The following is a 23,686-nucleotide window of genomic DNA, read 5'->3' on the forward strand; positions in this document are numbered from 1 at the left end:
CGATGCCCCCGGCAGCGGCGCGGCAGAAGACTGGCCGGCATGCGACCTCTCCACGAGTCCCGAGCCGCCGTCGTCGCCGTCGGCTGGGCCTTCGCGCTCGTCACCGCGCTCTGCGTCCCCTTCCTGGTCACCGACCAGGACGTGCCGAACGCCGTCGTCCTCGCCGGCCGCTACCTACCGGCCCTCGCCAGCCTGGTCGCCGTCCTCGTCGTGCTCGGGCGCGGACACCTGGCCCACCAGTGGCGGCTGCGCCCCACCTCGGCACGCGAGCTGTTCGCCTCCTACGGCCTGGCGCTCGCGGTCATGGTGCCCGCGCTCGTCGCCCCTGCCCTGGCGGGTCTCCTGCTCGGTGCGGAGCTCAAGCCCGCCGGCGTGCTGCTCGCCGCGCTGCCGATGATCGTGCTGGGCACTGCGCTGTTCGCCCTGTCGACGTTCGGCGAGGAGGTCCTGTGGCGCGGCCAGCTCCAGCTCGCGCTCCGGCGGCTGGGCTTCTGGCGGTCCTCCGCGCTCGTCGGCGGCATCTGGATGCTCTGGCACCTGCCCCTGCACCTCACGTACCTGTCGGTGGGGGCGCTGACGGGGGCCGAGGTCGCCGCCGCAACGATCGGCATCGCGGCCTGGGCGCCGCTGCTCGCCGCCCTGGTCGAGCGGCGGGGCAGCATCTGGCCCGCCGTGTTCGCCCACGCCGTGCCGCTCTCGTCGCTCCAGCTGCTCACCGAGGCGTCCGTGCAGGGCGCGGCGGTGTTCTGGACGGTGACGGCGCTCGGCTGGGTTGCGCTGCTGGCCGCGGCGGTCGTGGTCCGGCGGCTGCCGGTCCGTGGTCAGGCGCCGAGGGCGCCGCGGAGGGTGTCGCCGAGCACGACGTCGCAGACCTCGATCAGCCGGTAGCGCAGGTCGTTCGAACGCCGCGCGTACTCGCGCTGCCGCCGCACGTACTCGGCCTTGCCGTGCGGGGTCTCGATCTCGACGGCGGGCACGCCGTACTCGGACACGTCGTACGGGGAGGCGGCCATGTCGGTCCACCGGATGTCCCGGGCCAGCTCGAACGCGTCCAGCAACAGGTCGCCGGGCGCGGCGGGGCCGAGCTTGAGGCACCACTTGTACAGGTCCATGTTGGCGTGCAGGCAGCCCGGCTGCTCCATGCCGACCTGCGTGGCACGGGTGGGCCGGAGCTGGTTGTGCCCTGAGGCCTCCGGCGTGAAGAACCGGAACGCGTCGAAGTGCGAGCAGCGCACGGGGTTGGCGTCGACCACGGCGTCCGTGCCCGCGTGCCCGAGCCGCAGCGGCAGCGGGTGCCGCTGGTCGCGGCCGGCCTCCCGGTCGCGGTAGACCATCGCCCACTCGTGGAGCCCGAAGCAGCCGAACGTCCCCGGCCGTGACGCCGTCGCCGACAGCAGCTCGCGGACGTACCGGACCGTGTCGCCGCGGTCGGCGAGGAACGCGTCGCGGTCGAGGGTGACGCCGCGGGACCCGGCAGGCGTGGCCCCGTGCGTGGTGGTCGTGTGCCAGCGCCACGTGGTCCGGTCGTCCGGGTCGGGGACCTGGGGCGTGTCGCTGGTCTCGGCGGCGCGCGGGCCGCCGTCGGGCAGCGTGAGCGTGACGCCCGCGCCGGGGTGCCAGCGGCGCAGGTGCGCCACCCGGGTGGGGTAGTAGGTGAAGAGGAAGTCCTCGATCGCGTGCTTGCGCCCTGCGGCGCGGGCCGCGCGCCAGACGGCGGTGAGCTCGTCCGCACGCCGGGCGTGCGCCGCCGCGAGGGGCAGCCACTCCTCGGGTCGCAGCACCCGTTCGGGAGACGCATCCGCCGGGCGAGCCGCGCTTTCCGGGCGCACGACGGCGCCCCGCGCACCGGGCGCGGTCAGCTCGCCGAGGACTGTGCTCACCGCCCCAGGGTAAGGCCGGAGCTGCGGTCGCCACTCTCTTCGAGGCCTAAGTTACTTCGCTTTCAGGCCACCCAAAGCGAAGTAACTTAGGCCTCGAAGAGAGGAGTCTGCCGCCGGACCCGGCTGCCCGAGCGCGGCCGCCAGTTCGGTCGATGTCCCCGCGGGCCGTCGTAGGGTGCCAGCATGTCCGACCTTCCTCTGCGGCGCCTGGGGCGCACCGGCCTGTCCGTTCCCGTCATCGGCCTGGGGTGCAACAACCTCGGCCGCACCGGTACCGCGTCCGAGACCAGCGAGGGTGCGCGCGCCCTCGTCGACGCAGCCATCGACGCCGGGGTGACCTTCTTCGACACGGCGGACAGCTACGGCGCCCGGCCCGGCCTGTCGGAGGAGCTGCTCGGCGCCGCCCTCCAGGGCCGGCGCGACGACGTGCTGGTCGCCACGAAGTTCGGGCTCGACGTGCGCGGGGCGAACGGCGCCGACTACGGGGCGCGCGGCTCGCGCCGGTACATCGTGCGCGCCGCCGAGGCGTCGCTGCGCCGGCTGGGCACGGACTGGATCGACCTCTACCAGCTGCACGCGCCCGACCCCGCCACCCCGGTCGACGAGACGCTCGCCGCGCTCGACGACCTGGTCCGCTCCGGCAAGGTGCGCTACGTGGGCCACTCGAACCTCAAGGGCTGGCAGGTGGCCGACGCCGAGCACGTCGCCCGGTCGCTGGGCACCGGCACCCGGTTCGTGTCCGCGCAGAACGAGTACTCGCTGCTGTCTCGCGGCGTGGAGCAGGAGGTGCTGCCGGCGGCCGCTGCGTACGGGCTCGGCCTGCTGCCGTACTTCCCGCTCGCGAACGGCCTGCTCACCGGCAAGTACTCGGGCGGCGCGCGGCCGGACGGCTCCCGGCTGGTCATCGCGAAGCGCCACCTGCTGGAGTCCGCCCCGTGGGAGGCGCTCGACCGGTTCGGCGAGTTCTGCCGCGAGCGCGGCGTCACGGAGACGGACGTCGCGTTCTCGTGGCTGCTGTCGCGGCCCGAGGTGTCGTCGGTGATCGCGGGGGCCACGCGGCCCGAGCAGGTGCGCGCCAACGCCCGGGCGTGGGGCTGGACGCCCACCGAGGACGACCTCGCGGAGCTGGACCAGATCTTCCCGGCGTGATCTTCCCTGCGAGACGACCTGTCAGACCACGTGGCGCGGTCGGTAGCGTGGGCGGGATGAGCCTTCCGTTTCGCCAGGTCGACGTCTTCTCACCGGTTCCGACCAGCGGCAACCCAGTCGCCGTCGTGCACGACGCCGACGGCCTCACCGACGACCAGATGGCAGCCTTCGCGCGGTGGACCAATCTCTCGGAGACCACGTTCCTGCTCGCGCCGACCGACGGCGGTCGAGCCGGCGGCGCCGACTATCGCGTGCGGATCTGGACGCCGGGTGGCGAGCTGCCGTTCGCCGGGCACCCGACGCTCGGGACCGCGCACGCGTGGCTCGAGGCTGGTGGCGCGCCCCGCGGGGAGGGCGTGGTCCAGGAGTGCGGGGTCGGACTCGTGCGGCTGCGGCGGGGCGGCGGCTCCGAGGGGCCGCGACAGCGTCTGGCGTTCGCGGCGCCCCCGCTGCTGCGGTCGGGTGCCGTCGACGACGCCCACGTGGCGCAGATCGCGCGGGCGCTGGGCATCGACGTGTCCGACGTCGTCCGCTCGGCGTGGGTCGACAACGGCCCCGGCTGGGTGGCGGTCCAGCTGCGGGACGCCGAGGCCGTGCTGGCCGTGGAGCCCGACCTCGTGGCGCTGGGCGACCTGAGGCTCGGCGTGGTCGGCGAGTACGGCGTGGGCGTGGTCGGGGAGCACAGAGCCGGAAGAGAGGCCGTCGACGAAGGCGCCGACGCGCCCGCCGTCGAGGTGCGCGCGTTCGTGCCGTCGATCGGCGTCGGCGAGGACCCGGTGACGGGAAGCCTCAACGCGGGTATCGCGCAGTGGCTCGGTGGGGACGTGCTGCCGTCGTCCTACGTGGCGTCGCAGGGGACGGTCCTGGGTCGCAGCGGCCGTGTACATGTCGAGAAGCTGCCCGACGGCGAGGTGTGGGTCGGCGGAGACACCGTCACGACGATCGTCGGACAGGTGAGCTTCCGGTAGTGCCGCCGGTGGGCGTGGGGAACGCCGTCCGGGCGACCCGGCCGAACAGCCGTTCCAGCGGTCCGCGGCCGAGCAGGGCCCGCCACGCCGTCGCCGCGGCGAGGGTGATCAGCACCATCCAGCCGAGCGGCTCGTTGGTCGCGGGCTCGAGCAGGTCCCAGTAGGTCCTGGTCCACCACCAGATGGTGGCGATCTGCACCGAGTACACGGTGAGCGCCAGCGCGCCCACGGCCGCCAGCGGCGTCACCACGACCACCAGGGCCCACCGCAGCACGCGCAGCGACCACGTGGCCGGGGCCGTGCCGACGGCAGCACCGACGAGCAGGCACAGCCCGAGCACACCGAGCGCGAACCCGCCGGACCCCACCGCCTCGAACATCGTGTCGTCGTGCGGGCCCTCGAGGTACAGGCCGGCCAGCGGCGGCCACGGGTCCGACCACGTGGGCGGCGGCACCACGTACTCGGCCGAGGCCATGGCGATCTCGGCCTCCACGGCCTCCGTCCCGCCGGCGCCTGCCACCAGCGTCGCCGAGACGAGAGAGCTCACGGCGGCCAGCCCGAACCCGCCCGCGACCAGACCCAGGTGCAGCACCGGCGACCGCAGGTCACAGCGGCCCAGCGCGAGCCCGGCCAGCACGTACGCCATCCAGACCAGCGCAGGGTAATGCCCCGTGAGGAGAAAGTCCGTGGCCGCACCGGACCCGTCGTGCGGCGCGCGCAGACCGGCCCGCGCCAGCACCTCGGGCCCGTAGTACACGAGGACCGGCCCGAGGACCGCGATCAGCACCGCCGTCGCGGCGAGCCGGCCCGGCGGCATCCGCAGGAACGGGAGGGCGAGCACGAAGTACGCGGCGTAGAAGCCGAGAATCAGGAGCACCCGCGTGCCGAACAGGTCCAGCACCGCGACCAGCGCCAGCAGGAGCACGGCCCGGACCAGGATCCGCGACCGCGCGGTGCGCATCGCCGCACCCGTGACCGGCTCCGAGCCGCCGGTGAACAGGGCGAGGGACAGACCGGCGACCGTCGCGAACAGGATCGACGACCGGCCGTGCGCCAGCCCCAGCCAACCCTCCAGCGTGCCCACCTCACCCGAGGTGATGCCCACGTGCGCCGTGAACATGCCGAGCACCGCGACACCCCGGGCCACGTCGGCACCGACGACGCGGCCGCGGCCGCCGAGCAGGTTGCGGCCGAACCGGCCCGCGGCCCGGCGGACTGCCCCGGCAGGGGTGGCGCGACCGGTCGCTGCGGGCCGCTCGGACGGCTGGACAGGCGTGGGCATGCGGGCATCCTTGCGTGTCCGCGAAGCCGACGCGCGCGGGCCACGCCGTCGGCCGCGCACGTCCTGCCGTCCCGGACCTGCCGTCCCGAGGGATGAGAACGCAGATGTGCCGCCCCGCACGGCGCACATACAGTGCGCCCATGACCGGCAGCGCCAACGAGTACGACATGGCCCGCACTGACACGTCCACCGACCTGCCCCGGGAGACCCCCAGGGCCGCCGTCAGGGACAAGGCCCAGCCCGCGGGCACCGACCCGATCGACGCGGTCGACGCCCCGAGCAGCCCGGGTGCGGTGAAGGACCTGACCAAGGAGTCCGAGTCCTACACCCACGGGCACCACGAGTCCGTCCTGCGCTCGCACCGCCGCAGGACGGCGGCCAACTCCGCCGCGTTCCTGCTGCCGCACCTGCTCTCCGACATGACGCTCCTCGACGTCGGCTGCGGCCCCGGCACGGTCACCGTCGACCTCGCCGAGCGGCTCACGCAGGGCAGTGTCGTCGGCGTGGACGCCTCCGACGACGTCCTGGAGTCCGCGCGCGGCCTCGCCGACGCCCACGGCACCACGAACATCAGCTTCGAGCACGCCAACGCGTACGAGCTGCCGTTCGACGACGACTCGTTCGACGTCGTCTTCGCCCACCAGCTCCTCCAGCACCTCTCCGACCCCGTCGCTGCCCTGCGCGAGATGAAGCGCGTCGCCAGGCCCGGCGGGTTCGTCGCCGTGCGCGACGCCGACTACGAGGCCATGACCTGGTTCCCCGAGTCCGCCGAGCTCACCGAGTGGAACATGCTCTACCACGAGGTCACCCACGCCTACGGCTTCGAGCCCGACGCCGGCCGCCGCCTCGCCTCCTGGGTACGCGACGCCGGGTTCGACCCCGCGTCGATCGAACCCGGCGCCAGCGTGTGGTGCTACGCGACGCCCGACGACCGCACCTGGTGGGGCGGCCTGTGGGCCGAACGCTGCACCCAGTCCAACTTCGCGGTCCAGGCCAAGGACTCGGCGCTCGCGGACGACGTGGCCCTCGAACAGCTCGCCCAGGGCTGGCGCGAGTGGGCGGCCGCTCCGGACGGCTGGTTCGCGGTCCTGAACGGCGAGGTCCTGGCCCGCGCCTGACCCACGGCCCACCGGGACGTAGATTGGGCTCGTGCGTATAGCGAGATTCACCACCGGAGACGACCCCCGCTTCGCCCTCGTGCAGCAGGAGGGCGACAAGACCTTCCTGGCTGTCCTGGGCGGCGACCCCCTGTACATGCCGGCGATGCCGACCGGCGAGCGCGTCGAGCTGGGCGACGGCGTCCGGCTGCTCGCCCCCGTGATCCCCCGCTCCAAGGTGGTGTGCGTCGGCAAGAACTACGTCGAGCACGTCAAGGAGATGGGCGGCGGCGAGGTGCCGACCAGCCCGCTGCTGTTCTTCAAGCCGAACACCTCGGTCGTCGGCCCCGACGACCCGGTGGTGCTGCCGGACTTCACGCAGGAGGTCAGCTACGAGGCCGAGCTGGCCGTCGTGATCTCGAAGGTGTGCAAGGACGTCACGCCGCAGAACGCGTCGTCGTACATCCTCGGGTACACGGTCGCGAACGACGTGACGGCCCGGGACGCCCAGCGCACCGACGGGCAGTGGGCGCGCGCCAAGGGGTTCGACACCTCGTGCCCGCTGGGCCCGTGGATCGACACGGACCTCGACCCGGAGGACGTCGGCGTGCGCTCGCGCGTCAACGGCGAGCCGCGTCAGGACGGCCGCACCCGCGACATGGTGTTCGACGTGCCGTTCCTGGTGTCGTACATCTCCGAGGCGATGACCCTGCTGCCGGGCGACGTGATCCTCACGGGCACGCCCGCCGGCGTCGGCAAGATCGACCACGGCGACCGCGTCGAGTGCGAGGTCGAGGGCCTGGGCGTCCTGGCCAACCCGATCGTGCGTCGCTGAGGTGACGCTCGAGGCACCTACCGGGACGACGTCGGAGGGCGGTGTGCTCCACGCCGACGCGCTGGCGGTGCTGCGCGCCTGGACCGGGCCGACGCCGGAGCAGGAGCTGCTCCGGGCACGCTACGTGCGGCACCTGGACCGCCAGGTCTCGCCGGCGCGGCCCGGGTTCGGGGTGCTCCGCGAGAGCGTGCCGGACCACCTGACGGCGTCGACCCTCGTGCTCTCGCACGACGGCAGCCACGTGCTGCTGACCCTCCACCGCAAGGCGCAGCGCTGGTTCCAGCTCGGCGGGCACCTGGAGGCCGGCGACGTCGGCCTCGCGGCCGCCGCCCGGCGGGAGGCCCAGGAGGAGTCGGGGCTCACGCTGTCCGTCGACCCGGTGCCGGTCCACCTGGACGAGCACGTGGTGCCGTTCTGCCGGCCGGGTACCGGCGATCCGGCACGCCCCGTGCACCACCTGGACGTGCGGTTCGTCGCGGTGGCCGACGCCGGCGCGGAGCCGGTCGTCTCGGACGAGTCCCTCGACGTGCGCTGGTGGGCGGCCGACGCGCTGCCCGACCGCGAGCTGGCCGAGCTCGTGGCGGCGGCCCGGGCGCGGGCACTCTCCCGGGGCACTGGCCCTGGGTCGGCGCGGTGCCGCATGATCGACGCATGATCATCAGGTCTTCCACCGCGCTGGTGCGGCCCGGGATGCTGGACGAGTTCCGTGCCTTCATCGAGGCCGGCATCACGCGGTTCGCGTCGCTCGACGGTTTTCTGGGCGACGAGATCGTCGTCGGACCGGACACCCTGACGTACGTGAGCCGGTGGCGTGACGTCGCGGCGCTCGTCGGGTACGCGGGTCCGGGCTGGCGCACGGAGCCCGTGGTGCTGGAGGACGAGGACCGCTTCCTGCTCGCGCCTCTGCGCGTGCGGCACGTCGAGCTCCGGCAGGCCGTGCCCGAGGATGCCCCGGATATCGCCGACGTCTGGCACGCCGCCTGGGTGGACGGGCTCAGCGGGCTGGTGCCGCCGGAGCTGAAGGCCGCCCGGCCTCGTGACTCGTTCGGGCCGCGCGCGGCGGCACTGGTCCCCGGTACCACCGTGGCGGACGCGGGAGCGGCGGACGGCGGTGTGGTCGGGTTCGTCACCGTCCACGGCGACGAGATCGAGAAGGTCTTCGTCTCGGCGACGCACCGTGGCTCCGGTATCGCGGCGCATCTGCTCTGCGCCGGCGAGGGCCGGGTCGCGGCCGCCGGGCATGCCGAGGCCTGGCTCGCCGTCGTGACGGACAACGGGCGGGCACGGCGGTTCTACGAACGCCAGGGCTGGTCGGACGCCGGACCGTTCGACTACCAGGCCGAGACGGCAGCGGGCCCCGTGCCGCTGCCGACGCGCCGGTACGTGAAACGGCTGGTCGACCGGTCATCATGAGTCATGCAGATCGTGCGGCGGTTCCTCGTACTGACACCCGTGGCGTTCGGCGTCACCGCGGTGGTGGGCCTGATCTACCTGGCGAGCGGTGACCTCGGGCTGGACTACGTCGGCACCGCTCTCCTGTTCGCGCTCGCCGTGACGGCCGCCGTGCTGGCCGCAGTCCTCCTCGCCGTCGGCCTGCTCCGGCTGCGGGGTGTCAGCGACGCCTGGGCGGCGCTCGGCGTCGGCGCCGTCCTGTTCGTGGCCGCCGGTGCGGTCTACTTTGTCGCCGAGACACCCTGGCGGGGCGACGAGGAGGAGTGGGGCGTGCTCATGCTCCTCGTGCTCGCCGCCGGCTCGGTCGCCACCTGGCTGGCCTACGTCGTCGGGCTGCTGGTCGGCGACCGCCGCGACCGGGCCGCTCGGGACGGCGCTGTCGGTCCCACCGCATAGGCTGGGTCCGTGACTTCAGCAACCGACACCTCGACCGGCTCGGACGTGGCCGTCCGCGTCCGCTTCGCACCCTCCCCGACCGGAATGTTCCACGTGGGCGGTGCCCGCTCCGCGCTGTTCAACTGGGCGGTGGCGAAGCAGCAGGGCGGCACGTTCGTGCTGCGCATCGAGGACACGGACGCCTCGAGGAACCAGCCCGAGTGGGTGGACGGGATCCTGTCGGCCATGGAGGCGCTGGGCATCCGCAAGGACGACCCGGCGTTCGAGGGGCCGTACTTCCAGTCCGAGAACGCGGGCATCCAGCAGGACGCGGCCCAGCGGCTCTTCGCCGAGGGCAAGGCGTACTACTGCGACTGCACGCGCGACGTCGTCATCGCGCGTACGGGCAGCCAGCAGACCGGCTACGACGGTTACTGCCGCGACCGGGGCCTCGAGTACGCAGAGGGTCGTGCGCTGCGCTTCCGCACGCCCGACGAGGGCGAGACGCAGGTGGTCGACCTGATCCGCGGCAACCCGACGTTCCCGAACAAGAACCTCGAGGACTTCGTCATCGCGCGCGGCAACGGCTCGCCGGTGTTCCTGCTGGCCAACGTCGTGGACGACATCGACGAGAACATCACCCTGGTCATGCGTGCCGAGGAGCACCTGCCCAACACGCCCAAGCAGCAGCTGCTGTGGGAGGCCCTTGGCCACACCCCGCCGCAGTGGGCGCACATGCCCGTGATCGTCAACGAGAAGCGGCAGAAGCTCTCCAAGCGCCGCGACAAGGTGGCGCTGGAGGACTACCTCGCCGAGGGCATACTGCCCGACGCGATGGTCAACTACCTGATGCTGCTCGGCTGGGCGCCGGGCAACGACGAGGAGATCCTCCCGTTCGAGGAGCTGGTGCGCCGGTTCCGCGTCGAGGACATCAACTCGTCATCGGCGTTCTTCGACGTCAAGAAGCTCACCGCGTTCAACGGCGAGTACATCCGGGCGCTGAGCGTCCCGGAGTTCACGGCGGCCTGCGACCCGTGGCTGCACGCCCCGCGCGCGCCGTGGAGCGAGGAGCAGTTCGACGCGGCCGTGTTCGACGCCGTCGCGCCGCTCGCCCACTCCCGGGTGGCCACGTTGTCCGAGATCACGGACAACGTGGACTTCCTGTTCCTCGACGCCCCCGCCATCGACGAGGACTCCTGGAACAAGGCCATGAAGGCCGGCGCCGCCGAGCTGCTGACCGACGTCCGCGCCGCCCTGGTCGACGCGGCCTGGGCCGCCGAGACGCTCAAGGACACGGTGCTGACCGTGGGCGAGGCGCACGGCATGAAGCTGGGCAAGGCGCAGGCTCCCGTCCGCGTGGCCGTGACCGGCCGCCGCATCGGGCTTCCGCTGTTCGAGTCGCTCGAGGTGCTCGGTCGCGAGCGCACGCTCGCGCGGATCGACGCGGCGCTGGCCCGGCTGGCCGAGACGGCCGCCCCGGTGTCGGCGGAGGTGTCGGCCGCCGCGGAGTGACTGTTCGTCCGGTGCACATGGCGTGTGCAGCCCGCGTTCGGGGTGGTGGTCTACCGTGCTGGGGTGACCGACGCCATGACACCTGACGCCGTGCCGCCCCCAGCCGGAGGGACGCCCGCTCTGCGTGAGTATCCGCAGGCCCTCCGCGGGCCGCGGCACCGGTGGTGGCGCCCCCTGCTCGGGCTGGTCGCCGTGGTGGCCTGCGCCGTGCTGCTGGCCGGGGCGATGCTGCTGTACGCCCTCGCGTTCATCGTCGCGCAGGCGGCCGGTCTGCAGCTGCCGGACCCCGGCTCGCTCACCGACGCCTGGTTCGTGTCGCCCACGGGCATGCTCGTGACCAACCTGGGCCTCGCGCTCGGCATCCCCCTGGCCCTGGTGGCGACGTGGGCGCAGGCCCGGCGCGCCGGGCTGGTCTCCTCGGTGCTCGGGAGGGTGCGCTGGCGCCTGCTGCTCGGCGGGATCGGGGTGGCGCTGCTGCTCCTGGTACCGCTCACGCTCGGCAGCGAGCTGCTCCTGACCCAGCTCGGGATGCCGGTCGACGCGGGCACCGGTTCGGCGGGCGGCGCGGCCGAGCCCGGCGCCGACGAGTCCGGCTGGTGGCCGCTCACGCCGGCGTCCGGCTGGCTGGCGCTCTCCGTGGTCATCCTGCTCACGACACCGCTGCAGGCGGCCGGCGAGGAGTACTTCTTCCGCGGCTGGCTGTCGCAGTGGATCGGCAGCCTGCTCCGCTGGCGCTGGCTCGCGATCGCCCTGCCCGCCGTCGTGACGGCGATCCTCTTCGCGATGGCGCACGGCACGCAGAGCCCCTGGCTGTTCGGCGACCGGCTGGTGTTCGGCCTCGTCGCGAGCGTGCTCGTCTGGCGGACCGGCGGGCTGGAGATCGCCGTCGCGCTGCACGCGGCGAACAACCTGCTGGCGTTCGCCCTCGCCATCGCCTACGACGGCCTGGAGGAGTCGCTCCTGATCACCGAGGTGCTGCCCGTCGAGGGCGCCGCCAGCATCATCGTCACGGTGATCACCGCCGCCGTGCTGCTGTGGTGGGCCCGACGCCGGCGGCCGGCCCTGGTGGTGCCTGAGCCCGAGGTGGCTCCGGCGCCGGCTCCGGCTCCGGCTCCGCACGAACCTGCCAAGGGAGAGACGGCATGACGATGGACGGGATCCTGTTCGACGTCGACGACACCCTCGTCGACACCAAGGGCGCCTTCGCGCTGGCGCTGGCGGCCGTGCGGGCCGAGTACCTGCCGCACGTGGAGCCTGAGCGGGAGCCGGAGATCCTGTCGCACTGGCGCACCGACCCGGGCGGGTACTACGCCCGGTACACCCGGGGCGAGATGGACCACGTGACGCAGCGCAGGCTCCGGGCGGTGCTGCTGCACGAGACGTTCGGCGGGGCGCCCGTCACGCCGTCGTCCTTCACGGCCTGGGACGCGCTGTTCTGGGGCACCTTCGAGAAGTCGTGGACGGCGCACACCGACGCCGTGGCCGCCGTCCACGCGGTCGTCGCGGCGGGGATCCGCGTCGGCGTGGTGACGAACGCCGCCGCGGAGCTGCAGGAACGCAAGCTCAAGCTGGCGGGCCTGGGCGACCTGCCCGTGCTGGTCGGCGTCGACACGCTGGGCTTCGGCAAGCCCGACCCCCGGGTGTTCCTCGAGGGCGCGCGCCTGCTGGGCACGGAGCCGGCCCGGACCGCGTACGTGGGCGACGAACCCGCGGTGGACGCGCTGGCGGCCCACCAGGCGGGCCTGACGGGCGTCTGGCTGGACCGGGCGGGCCACCGGAGGGGTCCGGGCTACCACGGCGGTCCCGCGCTGCCTGACGGCGCACTGGGGGACGCGCAGGATCCGGTCGCGCTGCGGGCGGCGGGGGTCGTGGTGATCGAGACGCTGGAGGAGCTTCCGGCGGCGCTGGGCTACTAGGGTCGCTGACGGCCGCTTCGGGCGTCGGATTCGGCGTCATCTAGCGGCTCGATGCGCGTGTCACCAGCAGGATGACCACGGCGTGACGGACGGCACCCCCTTTGCGTTTTGACCACCGTGCGAGGTCAGGTAGTGTTCTCCAGCGGTAAGGCCTCCACGGAAAGCCTGTTGGACACAGGTGTATCCGGACGGTTATTACCCCCATGGGGTATGGTGTAATTGGCAGCACGAGTGATTCTGGTTCACTTAGTCTAGGTTCGAGTCCTGGTACCCCAGCGCAGAGCACAGCGCACCCGTAGCCGATGCGAGTCGGCGGAACGGTGCGCTACGGTTCTCACCGGCAACCGGTCGTCAACCGGTAGTTCAGGCCCCCATCGTCTAGCGGCCTAGGACGCCGCCCTCTCACGGCGGTAACGCGGGTTCAAATCCCGCTGGGGGTACGCAGGTTCATCGGCTTCGGCCGGTGGATCCGTTCAGGCCCCCATCGTCTAGCGGCCTAGGACGTCGCCCTCTCACGGCGGTAACGCGGGTTCAAATCCCACTGGGGGTACAGCAGAAAGGCCCGGTCCACGCGGACCGGGCCTTTCGCCGTCTGGGGCTGCGCTGTTCCGGGGGCTTGCAGTCGTCCGGCTCCATCGACTGCAGACTTGTGCGCGCCGCCGCTGGGCCAGTGCAGAGTTCGTCGCGGTCTGAGGGGTCGTAGCCGCAACTGGGTCTGCACTCGCTGTCGGGTGCCGCGGCTAGGTCTGCAGTCGGCGGATTCTGCCGGGCCCAGGGCACCGGTCCTGCCCTTCGACTGCAGACTTGTGCGCGCCGCCGCTGGGCCAGTGCAGAGTTTGTCGCGGTTGCGACCCTTCAGGCCGCAGCGAAGTCTGCAGTCGCTGTCGCGGGCTGCGACCAAGTCTGCAGTCGGGTGCTCTGGCCGAGTCCGGCAGACGGACCGCGGTCAGCGGATCTTCGGGTCCTTGCCGCCCTCGATGAACGGTTCGGGCCGCACCTCGGTGGCGTTCGGGTCCGCGGTGGGTCCGCCGGGCACGTGCTCGCCACGGGCTCCGTCGCTGGTTCTGCCCGGGGTGTCGCCGGAAGTCCGGCCGGGGGAGCTGCCGGCGGTCCGGCCGGGGGAGCTGCCGGCGGACGCCGCAGCGCCCGCCCCCGTGGACGACCACGTGACACCGGTGGGCTCCGCGCCGAGGGCTGTCGGCGCCTGCGCCGCGCCCTCCTCGGCGGTGCCCGCCGGGTCGCCGCCGCGGCCGATCGGCAGCTCGATGCGCTGCGTCGGCGGGTTGCTGCGCCGTCCGATCCGCGGCATGAGCGAGGGCGGCAGGGCGGAGTCGGACGTCGGGGCGGCCTCCGGCCGGATGTCCGGGTTGGCCTGCGCCGCCGCCTCGGCGTCGGCGGCGTCGGGGTGGAAGAGCGACGCGATGATGAGCCGGTACCGGGAGTCCGGCCGGGGGATCCAGGTGACCCGGTCGAGGGCCTGGTCCTGCCCGGCGGTCTCGAAGATGAACGTGCCGTAGCCGAGCACCTGGCCCATCGGCGTGCGCTCGTACCCGAGGTCGGTCACCTTCTCGGACGGCATCATCGCCACCCGGTGGATCAGGAACCCGTCGAGGAGCAGCAGCCGGCGGTCGGTCATGACGAACCATCGGGCCCGCCACTCCAGCCACTTGTAGAGCAGCCGCCCGCCCAGCACGACGAACGGCAGCCACACCCAGCCCAGGTCGTCCCGGACGTTGGGGTCCACGGCGACGAGCAGGGACACCGCCAGCAGGAACGCCGCCGCCGCCGTGAGGATCGGCTCCCAGAGCATGCCCCAGTGCCGGTGGGTGGCGATGATGATCTTCTCGTTCGCCAGGATGTACCGCTGCAGGGCGCGGTGGGGGACGACAAAGTCCGCTGTGGCGCTCATGCGGTCTCCCCGGGGGGTGCGGTCGGATGCGGTCGAGCCTCGCCGCCGACCTTACGTGGTCAGCGGCCCATGGACCCGGTGAAGAGCTCCTCGAAGAACACACCGATGTTCGCGATGGCGCCCCAGATGACGTCCCAGAGGGCGCGCACGACGTCGGCCGAGCCTTCCGGGTCGTTGACCACCGAGTAGAGCAGGAAGATCACGACCAGCCAGATGACGATGAGCTTCACCTTGGGCGGCATCAGATTCCTCCGGCGTTGGTGCGTGAGCCCCTGAAGTGCACACGTCTCGGACGACACTACTGATATGACCCCGACCTGGGGAATCACCGGGCTCGGCGTGGCGAACCAACGCTCACGGACCGCTCACGGGCCACACACCCGCCGCACACTGGTCGGGCGCCGCGCAGGTTCGCGCCGCCCGACGTCGGTCCGGCGCCTACTCGCCGGACCGGTGCAGCACCTCGGTGAGCTTGTTCGCCGCGGCGACGACGGCAGCCGAGTGCAGCCGGCCGGGCTGCCGGGAGAGGCGCTCCACCGGGCCGGACACGCTGACGGCGGCCACGACCCGGCCCGACGGGCCACGGACCGGCGCCGAGACCGAGGCCACGCCGAGCTCACGCTCCGAGACCGACTGGGCCCAGCCGCGCCGTCGGACACCGGAGAGGATGGTGGCCGTGAAGGTCGCGTCGCGCAGGCCGCGGTGCAGCCGGTCCGGCTCCTCCCACGCGAGCAGCACGTGCGCGGCGGAGCCTGCGCTCATGCTGAGCGTCGCCCCCACGGGGATGGAGTCGCGCAGGCCGACCGGCCGCTCGGCGGCGGCGACGCACACGCGGTGATCGCCCTGCCTACGGTAAAGTTGTGCGCTTTCGCCCGTGTGGTCGCGCAGCGCGATGAGCACCGGGTTCGCAGCCGCCAGCAGGCGGTCCTCACCGGCGGCCGTGGCCAGCTCGTTGAGGCGCGGACCCAGCACAAAACGGCCCTGCATGTCCCGTGCCACCAGGCGGTGGTGCTCGAGTGCCACGGCCAGTCGGTGCGCCGTCGGGCGAGCCAGGCCGGTGGAGGAGACGAGCTGCGCCAGTGTGGCCGGTCCGGCCTCGAGTGCCCCGAGGACGGACGCCGCCTTGTCCAAGACGCCGACTCCGCTAGTATCGTCCATACCGCGATATTGCCGTCTCGGAACGTGAGATTGCAAGTCGAAGCCCGAAAGTAGTTTCTGACGAGGAGGCGAACCGCAATGGCCGGCACGCTGGCGGAGAAGGTCTGGGAGGCGCACCTGGTGCGTCGAGGCGAGGGCGGCTCGCCAGACCTCCTCTACATCGACCTGCACCTGGTGCACGAGGTCACGAGCCCTCAGGCGTTCGAAGGGCTGCGCCTCGCCGGACGTCAGGTGCGGAGACCCGACCTCACGATCGCGACCGAGGACCACAACACTCCCACGCTCGACATCGACCGGCCGATCGCCGATCTGACGAGCCGTACGCAGATCGACACGCTGCGCGCCAACGCCAAGGAGTTCGGCGTCCGGCTGCACAGCCTCGGCGACGCCGACCAGGGCATCGTGCACCAGGTCGGACCGCAGCTCGGCCTGACCATGCCCGGCCTGACCGTGGTGTGCGGTGACTCGCACACGTCCACGCACGGTGCGTTCGGCGCACTCGCGTTCGGCATCGGCACGTCCGAGGTCGAGCACGTGCTCGCCACCCAGACGCTCCCGCTGGCGCCGTTCAAGACCATGGCGATCACGGTGAACGGGACGCTGCCCGCGGGCACGACGTCCAAGGACATCATCCTGGCGATCATCGCCAAGATCGGCACCGGCGGCGGTCAGGGCTACGTGCTCGAGTACCGCGGCGAGGCCATCCGCGCGCTCTCCATGGAAGCCCGGATGACCATCTGCAACATGTCGATCGAGGCCGGCGCCCGCGCGGGCATGATCGCTCCGGACGAGACCACGTTCGAGTACCTCAAGGGGCGCCCCCACGCGCCCGAGGGCGAGGACTGGGACGCCGCCGTCGAGTACTGGAAGACGCTCCGCACGGACGACGACGCGCGGTTCGACGCCGAGGTGGTGCTGGAGGCCGCCGACCTGGAGCCCTTCGTCACCTGGGGCACCAACCCGGGCCAGGGCCTGCCGCTGTCGGCGTCCGTGCCCGTCCCGGCGGAGATCGCCGACGAGGGTGAGCGCGAGACCGCCGCGAAGGCCCTGGAGTACATGGGCCTGACCGCCGGCACGCCGCTGCGCGACATCAGCGTGGACACCGTGTTCATCGGCTCGTGCACCAACGGTCGCATCGAGGACCTGCGGTCGGTCGCCAAGGTGGTCAAGGGCCGCAAGAAGGCCGACTCCCTGCGCGTGCTCGTGGTGCCGTCCTCCGCCCGCGTGCGGCTGCAGGCCGAGGCCGAGGGGCTCGACGTGATCTTCAAGGAGTTCGGCGCCGAGTGGCGCAACGCCGGGTGCTCCATGTGCCTCGGCATGAACCCGGACCAGCTCGCGCCGGGGGAGCGGTCGGCGTCGACGTCGAACCGCAACTTCGAGGGACGGCAGGGCAAGGGCGGGCGTACCCACCTGGTCTCGCCGCTGGTCGCCGCGGCGACGGCGATCCGGGGGAAGCTCTCCAGCGTCTCCGACCTGGACCTGCCCGACGAGATTGACATCACCACGTTCGACGGCTCGCCGCTCGACGGCGTGGGCGCGTCCCCGCTGGGCGAGTCCGTCGTCGTCGACCTGCCGCTGCCCGTCGCGCGCTGAGAGGAGCACAGACCATGGAGAAGATCCACACCCACACCGGTGTCGGCGTGCCGCTGCGGCGGAGCAACGTCGACACGGACCAGATCATCCCCGCCGTGTACCTCAAGCGGGTCACGCGCACCGGGTTCGAGGACGCGCTGTTCGCCGCGTGGCGGGGCGACCCCTCGTTCGTGCTGAACCAGGAGGCGTACTCGGCGGGCTCCGTGCTCGTGGCCGGGCCCGACTTCGGCACCGGCTCCTCGCGTGAGCACGCCGTCTGGGCGCTCAAGGACTACGGCTTCCGGGTCGTGCTGTCCTCCCGGTTCGCGGACATCTTCCGTGGCAACTCGGGCAAGCAGGGCCTCGTCGCGGGCGTCGTCTCGCCCGAGGACCTCGAGATCCTGTGGAAGATCCTCGAGACCAAGCCGGGCACCGAGGTGACCGTCGACCTCGAGGCCAAGACCGCGTCGGCCGACGACGTCACCGTGCCGTTCCAGATCGACGACTACACGCGGTGGCGCCTGATGGAGGGGCTCGACGACATCGGGCTCACCCTGCAGGAGGCCGACAAGATCGCCGCGTTCGAGGAGACCCGCGAGTCGTGGCGTCCCAAGACGCTGCCGGCCCGGCACCTCCCGTCCGTGGAGATCGAGGCGGCGCGCCCGGTCTGATCCCTGGGTGCCCCGAACTGGGCGCCCCGAATGTCGAAGGGCCTGCGCGATCCTGTTGTCCAGGATCGCGCAGGCCCTCGGTGTTTCACGGTTGTTGGTTGGTGACGTCAGTCCGCGGGCAGGTACACCCGCTCGGGGATGTCCTCGTAGCTCTCGGGGTCGAGGCCGTCGATGGAGCCGTCCGCGACGGACTCCACGAGGCCGCCGAGCCCGATCTCGATCTGCTTGCGCAGCATGCCGTTGCGCTTCATCCCGTCGTACTGCGTCTGGCTCGACGTCTCGAAGAGCACCGTGGCGCTGCCGCGCAGGGCGAACGCGCCGAGGGCCGTGCCCGGCAGGTTCGTGTCCTGCGGGTAGAGCGTCAGGTCGCCGAACCCGGCCTCGCCGCGGTCCTGCAGCGCCTCGTAGACGGCCACGTTGGCCCGGCGGGAGTGGTCGTAGTCGAACTTGGGCCAGTCGCCGAACTCGCTCGGGTCGGCGATGAAGCGGGCCGAGATGGACAGCGGCGACATGTTCTCCAGGTCGTCCGTGGCATAGCACGACCACTGGTTGTGCAGGTCCACGAAGTAGTCGACGGTGCCGAACTCGCCCTCGAGCCCGCGGTAGACCTCCCGTAGCGTCTGCGCCTCCGGCGTGATGTACCAGCCGGTGTCCGCGCTGTTGCCCGGGAAGTCCGCCGGGTCGGGCACGTAGTCGAGGTCCGGGTGGTAGTCACGGTTGATGTCGAAGCCCTGGACGTTCGCGTTGTAGTTCCACGACGGCGCGGCACCCTCCAGCTGCGGGAACTCGGCGACGGCGTCGTCCCACGTCATCTCGTTCTGGCGGGTGTCACGCTCACCGCCGTCCACGTTGAGACGGGGCACCGCGACGATCGTCACCTCCTCGCGGATCGCCGCCGCGGCCGGGCTGTGACCGCCCCAGAAGCCCAGCAGATCGAGCAGGGCCTCGGTGCCGTGGTTCTCGTTGCCGTGGATCTGCGACTCGACGAGGACGACCGTGTCACCGTGCCCCACTCGAGCCGTGTAGATCTCACGCCCCTGGTTGCTGTGGCCGGCTACCTCGACGTCCACCTCGCCGCCCGACGTCGACTCGATCCGGTCGAGCGACCGGGTGAGCTGGGCGTGGTTCACGAACCCGTCGTTGTTGTTGCCGGGCTCCGTGCCGCAGTGCGACTCGGGAGGGAGGGCGACCGCCGGCGCCGCGACAAGAGGTACGAGGCAGGTACCCAGGGCGAGCGCGGAGCCGGCGGCGGCTGCCGTCCAGCGACGTGTGGTGCTGAGCTTCTGGTCGGGTCGGGCGTTCCTCGACATGCGGCCTCCACGGGCGTCCGGGTCCCGTGGCTCGGGACCTCGTTGCTCAGGGACACTATGCGCAAGGCAGGCAATAATGGAAGGGGCTTTCCGTAGAATGGAAGGCCGTCGTCAGACCGACGGCGGACCCTGGCGCACCTTCTCCAGGAGGATCTCCGGCGTGACCGTCGCCGGGTCCCACCAGGACTCGATCCACCAGGTGACGCCGGCGTCGGCCATGACGCGGGCCTGCTCGGCCGCCTCGCCCGGGTCGGTCGGGAGCTTGCCCTGGAGGATCACCTCGAACGGCCGCTCGCCGCTGTCGCCCGCCGTACCGCGCCCGCCCGCGACGTCGGACCGGTGGGCGTTCAGCCAGTCGACCAGGCCGGTCACGTGCTCCGACGTCAGGTCGTCCGCCGTGCCGCGCAGCTGCGGGACGATCCCGTCCCAGCGCAGCGTGCGCTGCAGGTTCTTGGTGGGCGGCCGCTCCGCGTCCCACACACCGACCGGCCATACCGGGATGCGGCCGTTGACGGGGCGCTCCGGGAAGCGGAACGGTCCCGTGCTGATCTGCTCGCCACGGAACTCGAACTCCTCCCCGGACCAGGACCGTTCGAGCCAGTCGAGGGTCTCGTCCAGCTGGGCCGCACGCTCCTTCAGGCCCGTGGCCTGCCCCTGGACCGACGTGAACCCGCGATCGTCGGTCACCCCGACGCCGACCGGCAGCACCAGACGCCCGCCGGACAGACGGTCCACGGTCAGGGCGCGCTGCGCGAGCTCCCACGGACGGTGCCGAGGCACGGCGAACACCATGGCGCCCAGGGCGACGCGTTCGGTCACGGTGGCCGCGGCGGCCAGCACCGCGAACGGGTCGTAGACCGGCATGGCCCACTCCCCGTCCAGGCTGATCGCGTCCCACGTGAAGAACCCGTCCCAGCCGTGCGCCTCGCTCTCGCGCGCCAGCGCGACGTGCTGGTCGATCGTTCCGAAGCTGCTGATGAAACCGAACTTCATGCCGTTCCTCCGTGCGTCCAGGGTGCTCGTCCGACGTCTTCGACCACGCTACGCCGAGCCACTGACACGACTAGGGTGAGGCCGTGACCAGCACCGTCGAGAACACCCAGAACGAGAGCGCCAGCACCGTGGAGACCAGCCTCATCGAGACCGACCAGACCGGTCAGGGCACCGTGGAGATGTGGACCGACGGCGCGTGCAAGGGCAACCCCGGCCTCGGCGGGTGGGGGGCGCTGCTGCGCTTCGGCGAGCACGAGAAGGAGCTGTTCGGCGGTGAGAAGGTCACCACGAACAACCGCATGGAGCTCAAGGCCGTGGTCGAGGCGCTGCGGGCGCTCAAGCGGCCCAGCACGGTCATCATCCACGTCGACTCGTCGTACGTGATGAACGGTATGAAGACCTGGATCAAGGGCTGGAAGCGCAACGGCTGGAAGACGGCGTCCAAGCAGCCGGTCAAGAACGTGGACCTGTGGCAGGAGCTCGACGCCGAGGTGGCGGAGCACGAGGTCAGCTGGGTCTGGGTCAAGGGCCACGCGGGCGACCCGGGCAACGAGCGGGCCGACGCCCTGGCGAACCTGGGCGTCGACAGCGTGCGCTGACCGGCATCTTCTGCCGGGTCGCCGGGCACTTTCGGGAGTCGTAGCGGTAACGAGACCGAAGTCACGTCACGGGGATTGGCGCGCACTAATACCCTTGTCCCATGGCTTCCCACTACGACGTCGTACTCCTCGGTGCGGGCCCCGGCGGCTACGTCGCCGCCATCCGCGCTGCCCAGCTCGGTCAGTCCGTTGCGATCATCGAGGAGAAGTATTGGGGTGGTGTCTGCCTCAACGTGGGTTGCATCCCCTCGAAGGCCTTGCTCCGCAACGCTGAGCTGGCCCACATCTTCAACCACCAGAAGGACCTCTTCGGCATGACCGGAGACGTCACGTTCGACTTCGGCAAGGCGTTCGACCGCTCGCGCACCGTCGCGGACGGCCGCGTCAAGGGCGTCCACTTCCTGATGAAGAAGAACAAGATCGCCGAGCTCGACGGCCGCGGCACCTTCCGCGACGCGAACACCATCGAGGTGGCCCTCAACAAGGGCGGCACCGAGACGGTGACGTTCGACAACGCGATCATCGCCACCGGCTCCGAGGTGCGCCTGCTGCCCGGCGTCGAGCTGTCCGACAACGTGGTGACCTACGAGGAGCAGATCCTCACGCGGGAGCTGCCCAAGTCGATCGCCATCGTCGGCGCCGGCGCCATCGGCATGGAGTTCGGCTACGTCCTCAAGAACTACGGCGTGGACGTCACGATCATCGAGTTCCTCGACCGTGCGCTGCCGAACGAGGACGCGGACGTCTCCAAGGAGATCGCCAAGCAGTACAAGAAGCTCGGCATCAACCTGCTGACCTCGACGGCCGTGCAGACGGTCAAGGACGACGGCTCGTCCGTCACCGTCTCGTACAAGGGCGTCAAGGACGACAAGCCGGGCGAGCTCGTGGTCGACAAGGTGCTCATGGCCGTCGGCTTCGCGCCCAACGTGAGCGGGTTCGGCCTCGAGAACACGGGCGTTCAGCTCACCGACCGTGGCGCCATCGCCATCGACGACGTGATGCGCACCAACGTGCCGCACATCTACGCCATCGGCGACGTCACCGCCAAGCTCATGCTGGCGCACGTCGCGGAGGCGCAGGGCGTCGTCGCGGCCGAGACCATCGCCGGCGCCGAGACGCAGACCCTCGGCGACTACCGCATGATGCCGCGTGCCACGTTCTGCTCGCCGCAGGTCGCGTCGTTCGGCCTCACGGAGCAGCAGGCCCGCGACGAGGGCTACGACGTCAAGGTGTCGAACTTCCCGACGATGGCCAACGGCAAGGCGCACGGCCTCGGCGACACCACGGGCTTCGTCAAGCTCGTCGCCGACGCCAAGTACAACGAGCTGCTCGGCGCCCACATGATCGGCCCGGACGTGTCCGAGCTGCTGCCGGAGCTCACGCTCGCGCAGAAGTGGGACCTCACCGCCGACGAGGTGGCACGCAACGTGCACACCCACCCGACGCTGTCGGAGTCGGTGCAGGAGACGGTGCACGGTATTGCCGGGCACATGATCAACTTCTGAGACCAGTCTCCCGGTTTCTCGGGAGTCGAACCTGGTCAGAGGCCCGGATCCGCGGAATTCCGCGGATCCGGGCCTCTTCGCGTGCCGGGGTGTCGTGGACACCTATGGACGTGAACGGTCCGAAATTCCCGCCACTTATGGCACGGGGATGGCACGACGACGGACACGAACCAGGAGGTTGACCGATGGGAAAGACGACGACCGAGACGACGGCCAGGCAGCGCCGCGAGGCGTGGGGGAGCCTGCGGAGGCTGCCCTCGAAGCGCTGGCAGGCCCGCTACACGGGGCCGGATGACAGGACATACTCGGCGCGAACCGAGGACGACAAGCCGCTGACGTTCCTCACCAAGGGTGACGCTCGTGAGTGGCTCAACGGCGTGCACGCGGCGATCAGCCGAGGGGAGTGGCTCCCGCCCGCCGAGGCTGTCCGACGGCGTCGGGCCGCCGCTGAGGCCGCAGCCGCGCGGGACGTGACGTTCCGCGAGTACGCCGAGCGGTGGCTGGAGCGCATCGCCACCGAGCCCGGCAAGGGAGGCAAGCTTCGCCGGCCGGGGACCGTGCTCGCGTACCGAGGGCGGGTGCGCAACTACCTCATGAAGCCGCTCGGGGACGTGAAGGTCCGGGAGATCGACACCGAGCGGGTGCGTGCGCTTGTGCTCAAGCTCGTCGCTATGCCCTCGGTGCTCAAGGAGGACGCCAAGCACAACGGCATCGCGGGCGACGCCGTCGACGTGCTGAAGATGATCCTCCGGGCGGCGGTGCGCGACGGGCTGCTCGGGAAGATGCCGGACGTGCCGACACCGGCCCGTAAGTCCGTGCGGCACGACGACGCCCACACACCCGAGGACGACGTCGCCACGCCGACTCAGGTCGACGCGCTCTACGTGGCGGTGCCGCAGCCCTGGCGGATCGCCGTGCTGTTCGCCGCGTGGTGCCAGCTGCGACGCGGGGAGGTGTTGGGGCTGCAGCGGCACGACATCGTCTGGAACAGCGACCGGACCGCGGCGACATTGTACGTGCGTCGGCAGAAGAACGGGAGCACCGGCAAGCTCACCGATCCCAAGTCGGACAGCGGCGTCCGGTCCATGGCCGTTCCGCCGCTCATGATCGAGCGGCTGCGCGAGCACATCGACCAGCACGTCGGGCGGGGACGGACGGCGCCGGTAGTGCCGGCTGTCGCGCGAGGTAGCCGGTACTTGTCGGCTTCGCGCTGGAACGGCATCTGGGCGGCCGCTCGGGGCGCGGTGGCGGGACTTCCGGACGGCTATCGGTTCCACGACCTGAGGCACACGGGGCTGACTCGGATTGCGCAGGAGGGGGCGACGCTCGCCGAGCTCATGCGACGTGGCGGGCACTCCGACGTGTCGGTGGTGTTGCGGTACCAGAAGGCGACGATGGCCCGGGACATCGAGCTTGCCGCGCGGATGAGTGCGACGGCGCGGGAAGAGATCCGGCTGGAGGAAGCACGAGACAAGAGCGGGGGTCATGACGTCGGCTGACATG

The 23,686-nt window shown here is 71.6% G+C and carries 23 protein-coding genes and 3 tRNA genes; 19 read left to right on the top strand and 7 right to left on the bottom strand.

The window, feature by feature from the left end:
• The first annotated feature begins 39 nt into the window (after positions 1-39).
• On the top strand, positions 40-888 hold the full coding sequence (locus tag ACYVK7_RS15195; protein ID WP_460888562.1) for a CPBP family glutamic-type intramembrane protease: 849 nt from the start codon (positions 40-42) through the stop codon (positions 886-888).
• Here the strand turns inward: ACYVK7_RS15195 and ACYVK7_RS15200 are convergent.
• On the bottom strand, positions 822-1,880 hold the full coding sequence (locus ACYVK7_RS15200) for a 3-methyladenine DNA glycosylase (RefSeq protein WP_460888563.1): 1,059 nt from the start codon (positions 1,878-1,880) through the stop codon (positions 822-824). The genes ACYVK7_RS15195 and ACYVK7_RS15200 overlap by 67 nt on opposite strands.
• A gap of 183 nt (positions 1,881-2,063) precedes the next feature.
• On the opposite strand from ACYVK7_RS15200, the gene ACYVK7_RS15205 reads away from it, so the two are divergent.
• Positions 2,064-3,029, top strand: a complete 966-nt coding sequence (locus ACYVK7_RS15205; RefSeq protein WP_460888564.1) for an aldo/keto reductase — start codon at positions 2,064-2,066, stop codon at positions 3,027-3,029.
• Between the two features lie 56 nt (positions 3,030-3,085).
• A complete protein-coding gene (locus ACYVK7_RS15210) occupies positions 3,086-3,997 on the top strand; it encodes a PhzF family phenazine biosynthesis protein (protein ID WP_460888565.1) in 912 nt (303 codons plus the stop codon).
• On the opposite strand, the gene ACYVK7_RS15215 is transcribed toward ACYVK7_RS15210, so the two are convergent.
• On the bottom strand, positions 3,963-5,279 hold the full coding sequence (locus tag ACYVK7_RS15215; RefSeq protein WP_460888566.1) for a heparan-alpha-glucosaminide N-acetyltransferase domain-containing protein: 1,317 nt from the start codon (positions 5,277-5,279) through the stop codon (positions 3,963-3,965). The two genes, ACYVK7_RS15210 and ACYVK7_RS15215, sit on opposite strands and share 35 nt — an antisense overlap.
• Before the next feature lie 140 nt (positions 5,280-5,419).
• On the opposite strand from ACYVK7_RS15215, the gene ACYVK7_RS15220 reads away from it, so the two are divergent.
• The 11 genes from ACYVK7_RS15220 (at position 5,420) to ACYVK7_RS15270 (ending at position 13,016) form a co-directional block, all read left to right on the top strand.
• Entirely contained in the window at positions 5,420-6,397 is a 978-nt protein-coding gene (locus ACYVK7_RS15220; RefSeq protein WP_460888567.1) for a class I SAM-dependent methyltransferase, read from the top strand.
• Between the two features lie 31 nt (positions 6,398-6,428).
• The gene (locus ACYVK7_RS15225; protein ID WP_460888568.1) at positions 6,429-7,211 is read left to right on the top strand and encodes a fumarylacetoacetate hydrolase family protein; all 783 of its coding nucleotides are present in this window, start codon (positions 6,429-6,431) and stop codon (positions 7,209-7,211) included.
• 1 nt (position 7,212) lies between these two features.
• Positions 7,213-7,866, top strand: coding sequence for an NUDIX domain-containing protein (locus tag ACYVK7_RS15230; RefSeq protein ID WP_460888569.1), 654 nt, complete (start codon positions 7,213-7,215; stop codon positions 7,864-7,866).
• Positions 7,863-8,624: a GNAT family N-acetyltransferase gene (locus ACYVK7_RS15235; RefSeq protein ID WP_460888570.1), complete on the top strand. Its 762-nt coding sequence runs from the start codon at positions 7,863-7,865 to the stop codon at positions 8,622-8,624. Before ACYVK7_RS15230 ends, ACYVK7_RS15235 begins: the two co-directional genes overlap by 4 nt.
• A 3-nt stretch (positions 8,625-8,627) precedes the next feature.
• Positions 8,628-9,059: a hypothetical protein gene (locus tag ACYVK7_RS15240; RefSeq protein WP_460888571.1), complete on the top strand. Its 432-nt coding sequence runs from the start codon at positions 8,628-8,630 to the stop codon at positions 9,057-9,059.
• Between the two features lie 9 nt (positions 9,060-9,068).
• Entirely contained in the window at positions 9,069-10,550 is a 1,482-nt protein-coding gene (gene gltX / locus ACYVK7_RS15245; RefSeq protein WP_460888572.1) for a glutamate--tRNA ligase, read from the top strand.
• Between the two features lie 63 nt (positions 10,551-10,613).
• The gene (locus ACYVK7_RS15250) at positions 10,614-11,696 is read left to right on the top strand and encodes a lysostaphin resistance A-like protein (protein ID WP_460888573.1); all 1,083 of its coding nucleotides are present in this window, start codon (positions 10,614-10,616) and stop codon (positions 11,694-11,696) included.
• Positions 11,693-12,466 (top strand): HAD family hydrolase, encoded by a 774-nt coding sequence (locus ACYVK7_RS15255; RefSeq protein ID WP_460888574.1) that lies wholly within the window; start codon positions 11,693-11,695, stop codon positions 12,464-12,466. The genes ACYVK7_RS15250 and ACYVK7_RS15255 overlap by 4 nt, the downstream gene beginning before the upstream one ends.
• Positions 12,467-12,670: 204 nt before the next feature.
• A tRNA-Gln gene (locus ACYVK7_RS15260) sits at positions 12,671-12,742 on the top strand.
• A gap of 91 nt (positions 12,743-12,833) precedes the next feature.
• Positions 12,834-12,906, top strand: a tRNA-Glu gene (locus tag ACYVK7_RS15265).
• Between the two features lie 37 nt (positions 12,907-12,943).
• Positions 12,944-13,016: transfer RNA gene (locus ACYVK7_RS15270), tRNA-Glu, on the top strand.
• Between the two features lie 396 nt (positions 13,017-13,412).
• On the opposite strand, the gene ACYVK7_RS15275 is transcribed toward ACYVK7_RS15270, so the two are convergent.
• The 3 genes from ACYVK7_RS15275 to ACYVK7_RS15285 all read right to left on the bottom strand — a co-directional run bounded on the left by ACYVK7_RS15275 (position 13,413) and on the right by ACYVK7_RS15285 (position 15,533).
• Positions 13,413-14,375 (bottom strand): PH domain-containing protein, encoded by a 963-nt coding sequence (locus ACYVK7_RS15275; protein ID WP_460888575.1) that lies wholly within the window; start codon positions 14,373-14,375, stop codon positions 13,413-13,415.
• 59 nt (positions 14,376-14,434) lie between these two features.
• Positions 14,435-14,617: a hypothetical protein gene (locus tag ACYVK7_RS15280; protein WP_460888576.1), complete on the bottom strand. Its 183-nt coding sequence runs from the start codon at positions 14,615-14,617 to the stop codon at positions 14,435-14,437.
• 196 nt (positions 14,618-14,813) lie between these two features.
• On the bottom strand, positions 14,814-15,533 hold the full coding sequence (locus tag ACYVK7_RS15285) for an IclR family transcriptional regulator (RefSeq protein ID WP_026365378.1): 720 nt from the start codon (positions 15,531-15,533) through the stop codon (positions 14,814-14,816).
• A gap of 78 nt (positions 15,534-15,611) precedes the next feature.
• Here ACYVK7_RS15285 and leuC point away from each other — a divergent pair, with 78 nt between their 5' ends.
• Entirely contained in the window at positions 15,612-17,126 is a 1,515-nt protein-coding gene (gene leuC / locus ACYVK7_RS15290; RefSeq protein WP_460888577.1) for a 3-isopropylmalate dehydratase large subunit, read from the top strand.
• A gap of 14 nt (positions 17,127-17,140) precedes the next feature.
• Complete coding sequence (gene leuD, locus ACYVK7_RS15295) at positions 17,141-17,776, top strand: 3-isopropylmalate dehydratase small subunit (protein WP_460888578.1); 636 nt, start codon at positions 17,141-17,143, stop codon at positions 17,774-17,776.
• A gap of 107 nt (positions 17,777-17,883) precedes the next feature.
• On the opposite strand, the gene ACYVK7_RS15300 is transcribed toward leuD, so the two are convergent.
• Positions 17,884-19,086, bottom strand: a complete 1,203-nt coding sequence (locus ACYVK7_RS15300; RefSeq protein WP_460888579.1) for a M14 family zinc carboxypeptidase — start codon at positions 19,084-19,086, stop codon at positions 17,884-17,886.
• A 111-nt stretch (positions 19,087-19,197) separates the two neighbouring features.
• Positions 19,198-20,079 carry an LLM class flavin-dependent oxidoreductase gene (locus ACYVK7_RS15305; protein WP_460888580.1) on the bottom strand — a complete coding sequence of 294 codons (882 nt, stop codon included), beginning with the start codon at positions 20,077-20,079 and terminating at the stop codon, positions 19,198-19,200.
• 179 nt (positions 20,080-20,258) lie between these two features.
• Here ACYVK7_RS15305 and rnhA point away from each other — a divergent pair, with 179 nt between their 5' ends.
• The 3 genes from rnhA (at position 20,259) to ACYVK7_RS15320 (ending at position 23,682) form a co-directional block, all read left to right on the top strand.
• Positions 20,259-20,678 carry a ribonuclease HI gene (gene rnhA, locus ACYVK7_RS15310; RefSeq protein WP_460888590.1) on the top strand — a complete coding sequence of 140 codons (420 nt, stop codon included), beginning with the start codon at positions 20,259-20,261 and terminating at the stop codon, positions 20,676-20,678.
• Positions 20,679-20,779: 101 nt separating this feature from the next.
• Positions 20,780-22,183 (top strand): dihydrolipoyl dehydrogenase, encoded by a 1,404-nt coding sequence (gene lpdA / locus ACYVK7_RS15315; protein WP_460888581.1) that lies wholly within the window; start codon positions 20,780-20,782, stop codon positions 22,181-22,183.
• Between the two features lie 185 nt (positions 22,184-22,368).
• Positions 22,369-23,682, top strand: coding sequence for a tyrosine-type recombinase/integrase (locus tag ACYVK7_RS15320; protein ID WP_460888582.1), 1,314 nt, complete (start codon positions 22,369-22,371; stop codon positions 23,680-23,682).
• Positions 23,683-23,686: the final 4 nt, after the last annotated feature.

The organism is Promicromonospora xylanilytica (assembly GCF_054782895.1).

Coding starts and splice junctions, on each gene's coding strand:
- ACYVK7_RS15220 (WP_460888567.1), top strand. CDS start 5,420: ATGACCGGCAGCGCCAACGAGTACGACATGGCCCGCACTGACACGTCC.
- ACYVK7_RS15235 (WP_460888570.1), top strand. CDS start 7,863: ATGATCATCAGGTCTTCCACCGCGCTGGTGCGGCCCGGGATGCTGGAC.
- ACYVK7_RS15210 (WP_460888565.1), top strand. CDS start 3,086: ATGAGCCTTCCGTTTCGCCAGGTCGACGTCTTCTCACCGGTTCCGACC.
- lpdA (WP_460888581.1), top strand. CDS start 20,780: ATGGCTTCCCACTACGACGTCGTACTCCTCGGTGCGGGCCCCGGCGGC.
- ACYVK7_RS15285 (WP_026365378.1), bottom strand. CDS start 15,533: ATGGACGATACTAGCGGAGTCGGCGTCTTGGACAAGGCGGCGTCCGTC.
- ACYVK7_RS15255 (WP_460888574.1), top strand. CDS start 11,693: ATGACGATGGACGGGATCCTGTTCGACGTCGACGACACCCTCGTCGAC.
- ACYVK7_RS15240 (WP_460888571.1), top strand. CDS start 8,628: ATGCAGATCGTGCGGCGGTTCCTCGTACTGACACCCGTGGCGTTCGGC.
- leuC (WP_460888577.1), top strand. CDS start 15,612: ATGGCCGGCACGCTGGCGGAGAAGGTCTGGGAGGCGCACCTGGTGCGT.
- ACYVK7_RS15215 (WP_460888566.1), bottom strand. CDS start 5,279: ATGCCCACGCCTGTCCAGCCGTCCGAGCGGCCCGCAGCGACCGGTCGC.
- ACYVK7_RS15195 (WP_460888562.1), top strand. CDS start 40: ATGCGACCTCTCCACGAGTCCCGAGCCGCCGTCGTCGCCGTCGGCTGG.
- ACYVK7_RS15275 (WP_460888575.1), bottom strand. CDS start 14,375: ATGAGCGCCACAGCGGACTTTGTCGTCCCCCACCGCGCCCTGCAGCGG.
- leuD (WP_460888578.1), top strand. CDS start 17,141: ATGGAGAAGATCCACACCCACACCGGTGTCGGCGTGCCGCTGCGGCGG.
- rnhA (WP_460888590.1), top strand. CDS start 20,259: ATGTGGACCGACGGCGCGTGCAAGGGCAACCCCGGCCTCGGCGGGTGG.
- ACYVK7_RS15320 (WP_460888582.1), top strand. CDS start 22,369: ATGGGAAAGACGACGACCGAGACGACGGCCAGGCAGCGCCGCGAGGCG.
- ACYVK7_RS15300 (WP_460888579.1), bottom strand. CDS start 19,086: ATGTCGAGGAACGCCCGACCCGACCAGAAGCTCAGCACCACACGTCGC.
- ACYVK7_RS15305 (WP_460888580.1), bottom strand. CDS start 20,079: ATGAAGTTCGGTTTCATCAGCAGCTTCGGAACGATCGACCAGCACGTC.
- ACYVK7_RS15205 (WP_460888564.1), top strand. CDS start 2,064: ATGTCCGACCTTCCTCTGCGGCGCCTGGGGCGCACCGGCCTGTCCGTT.
- ACYVK7_RS15280 (WP_460888576.1), bottom strand. CDS start 14,617: ATGCCGCCCAAGGTGAAGCTCATCGTCATCTGGCTGGTCGTGATCTTC.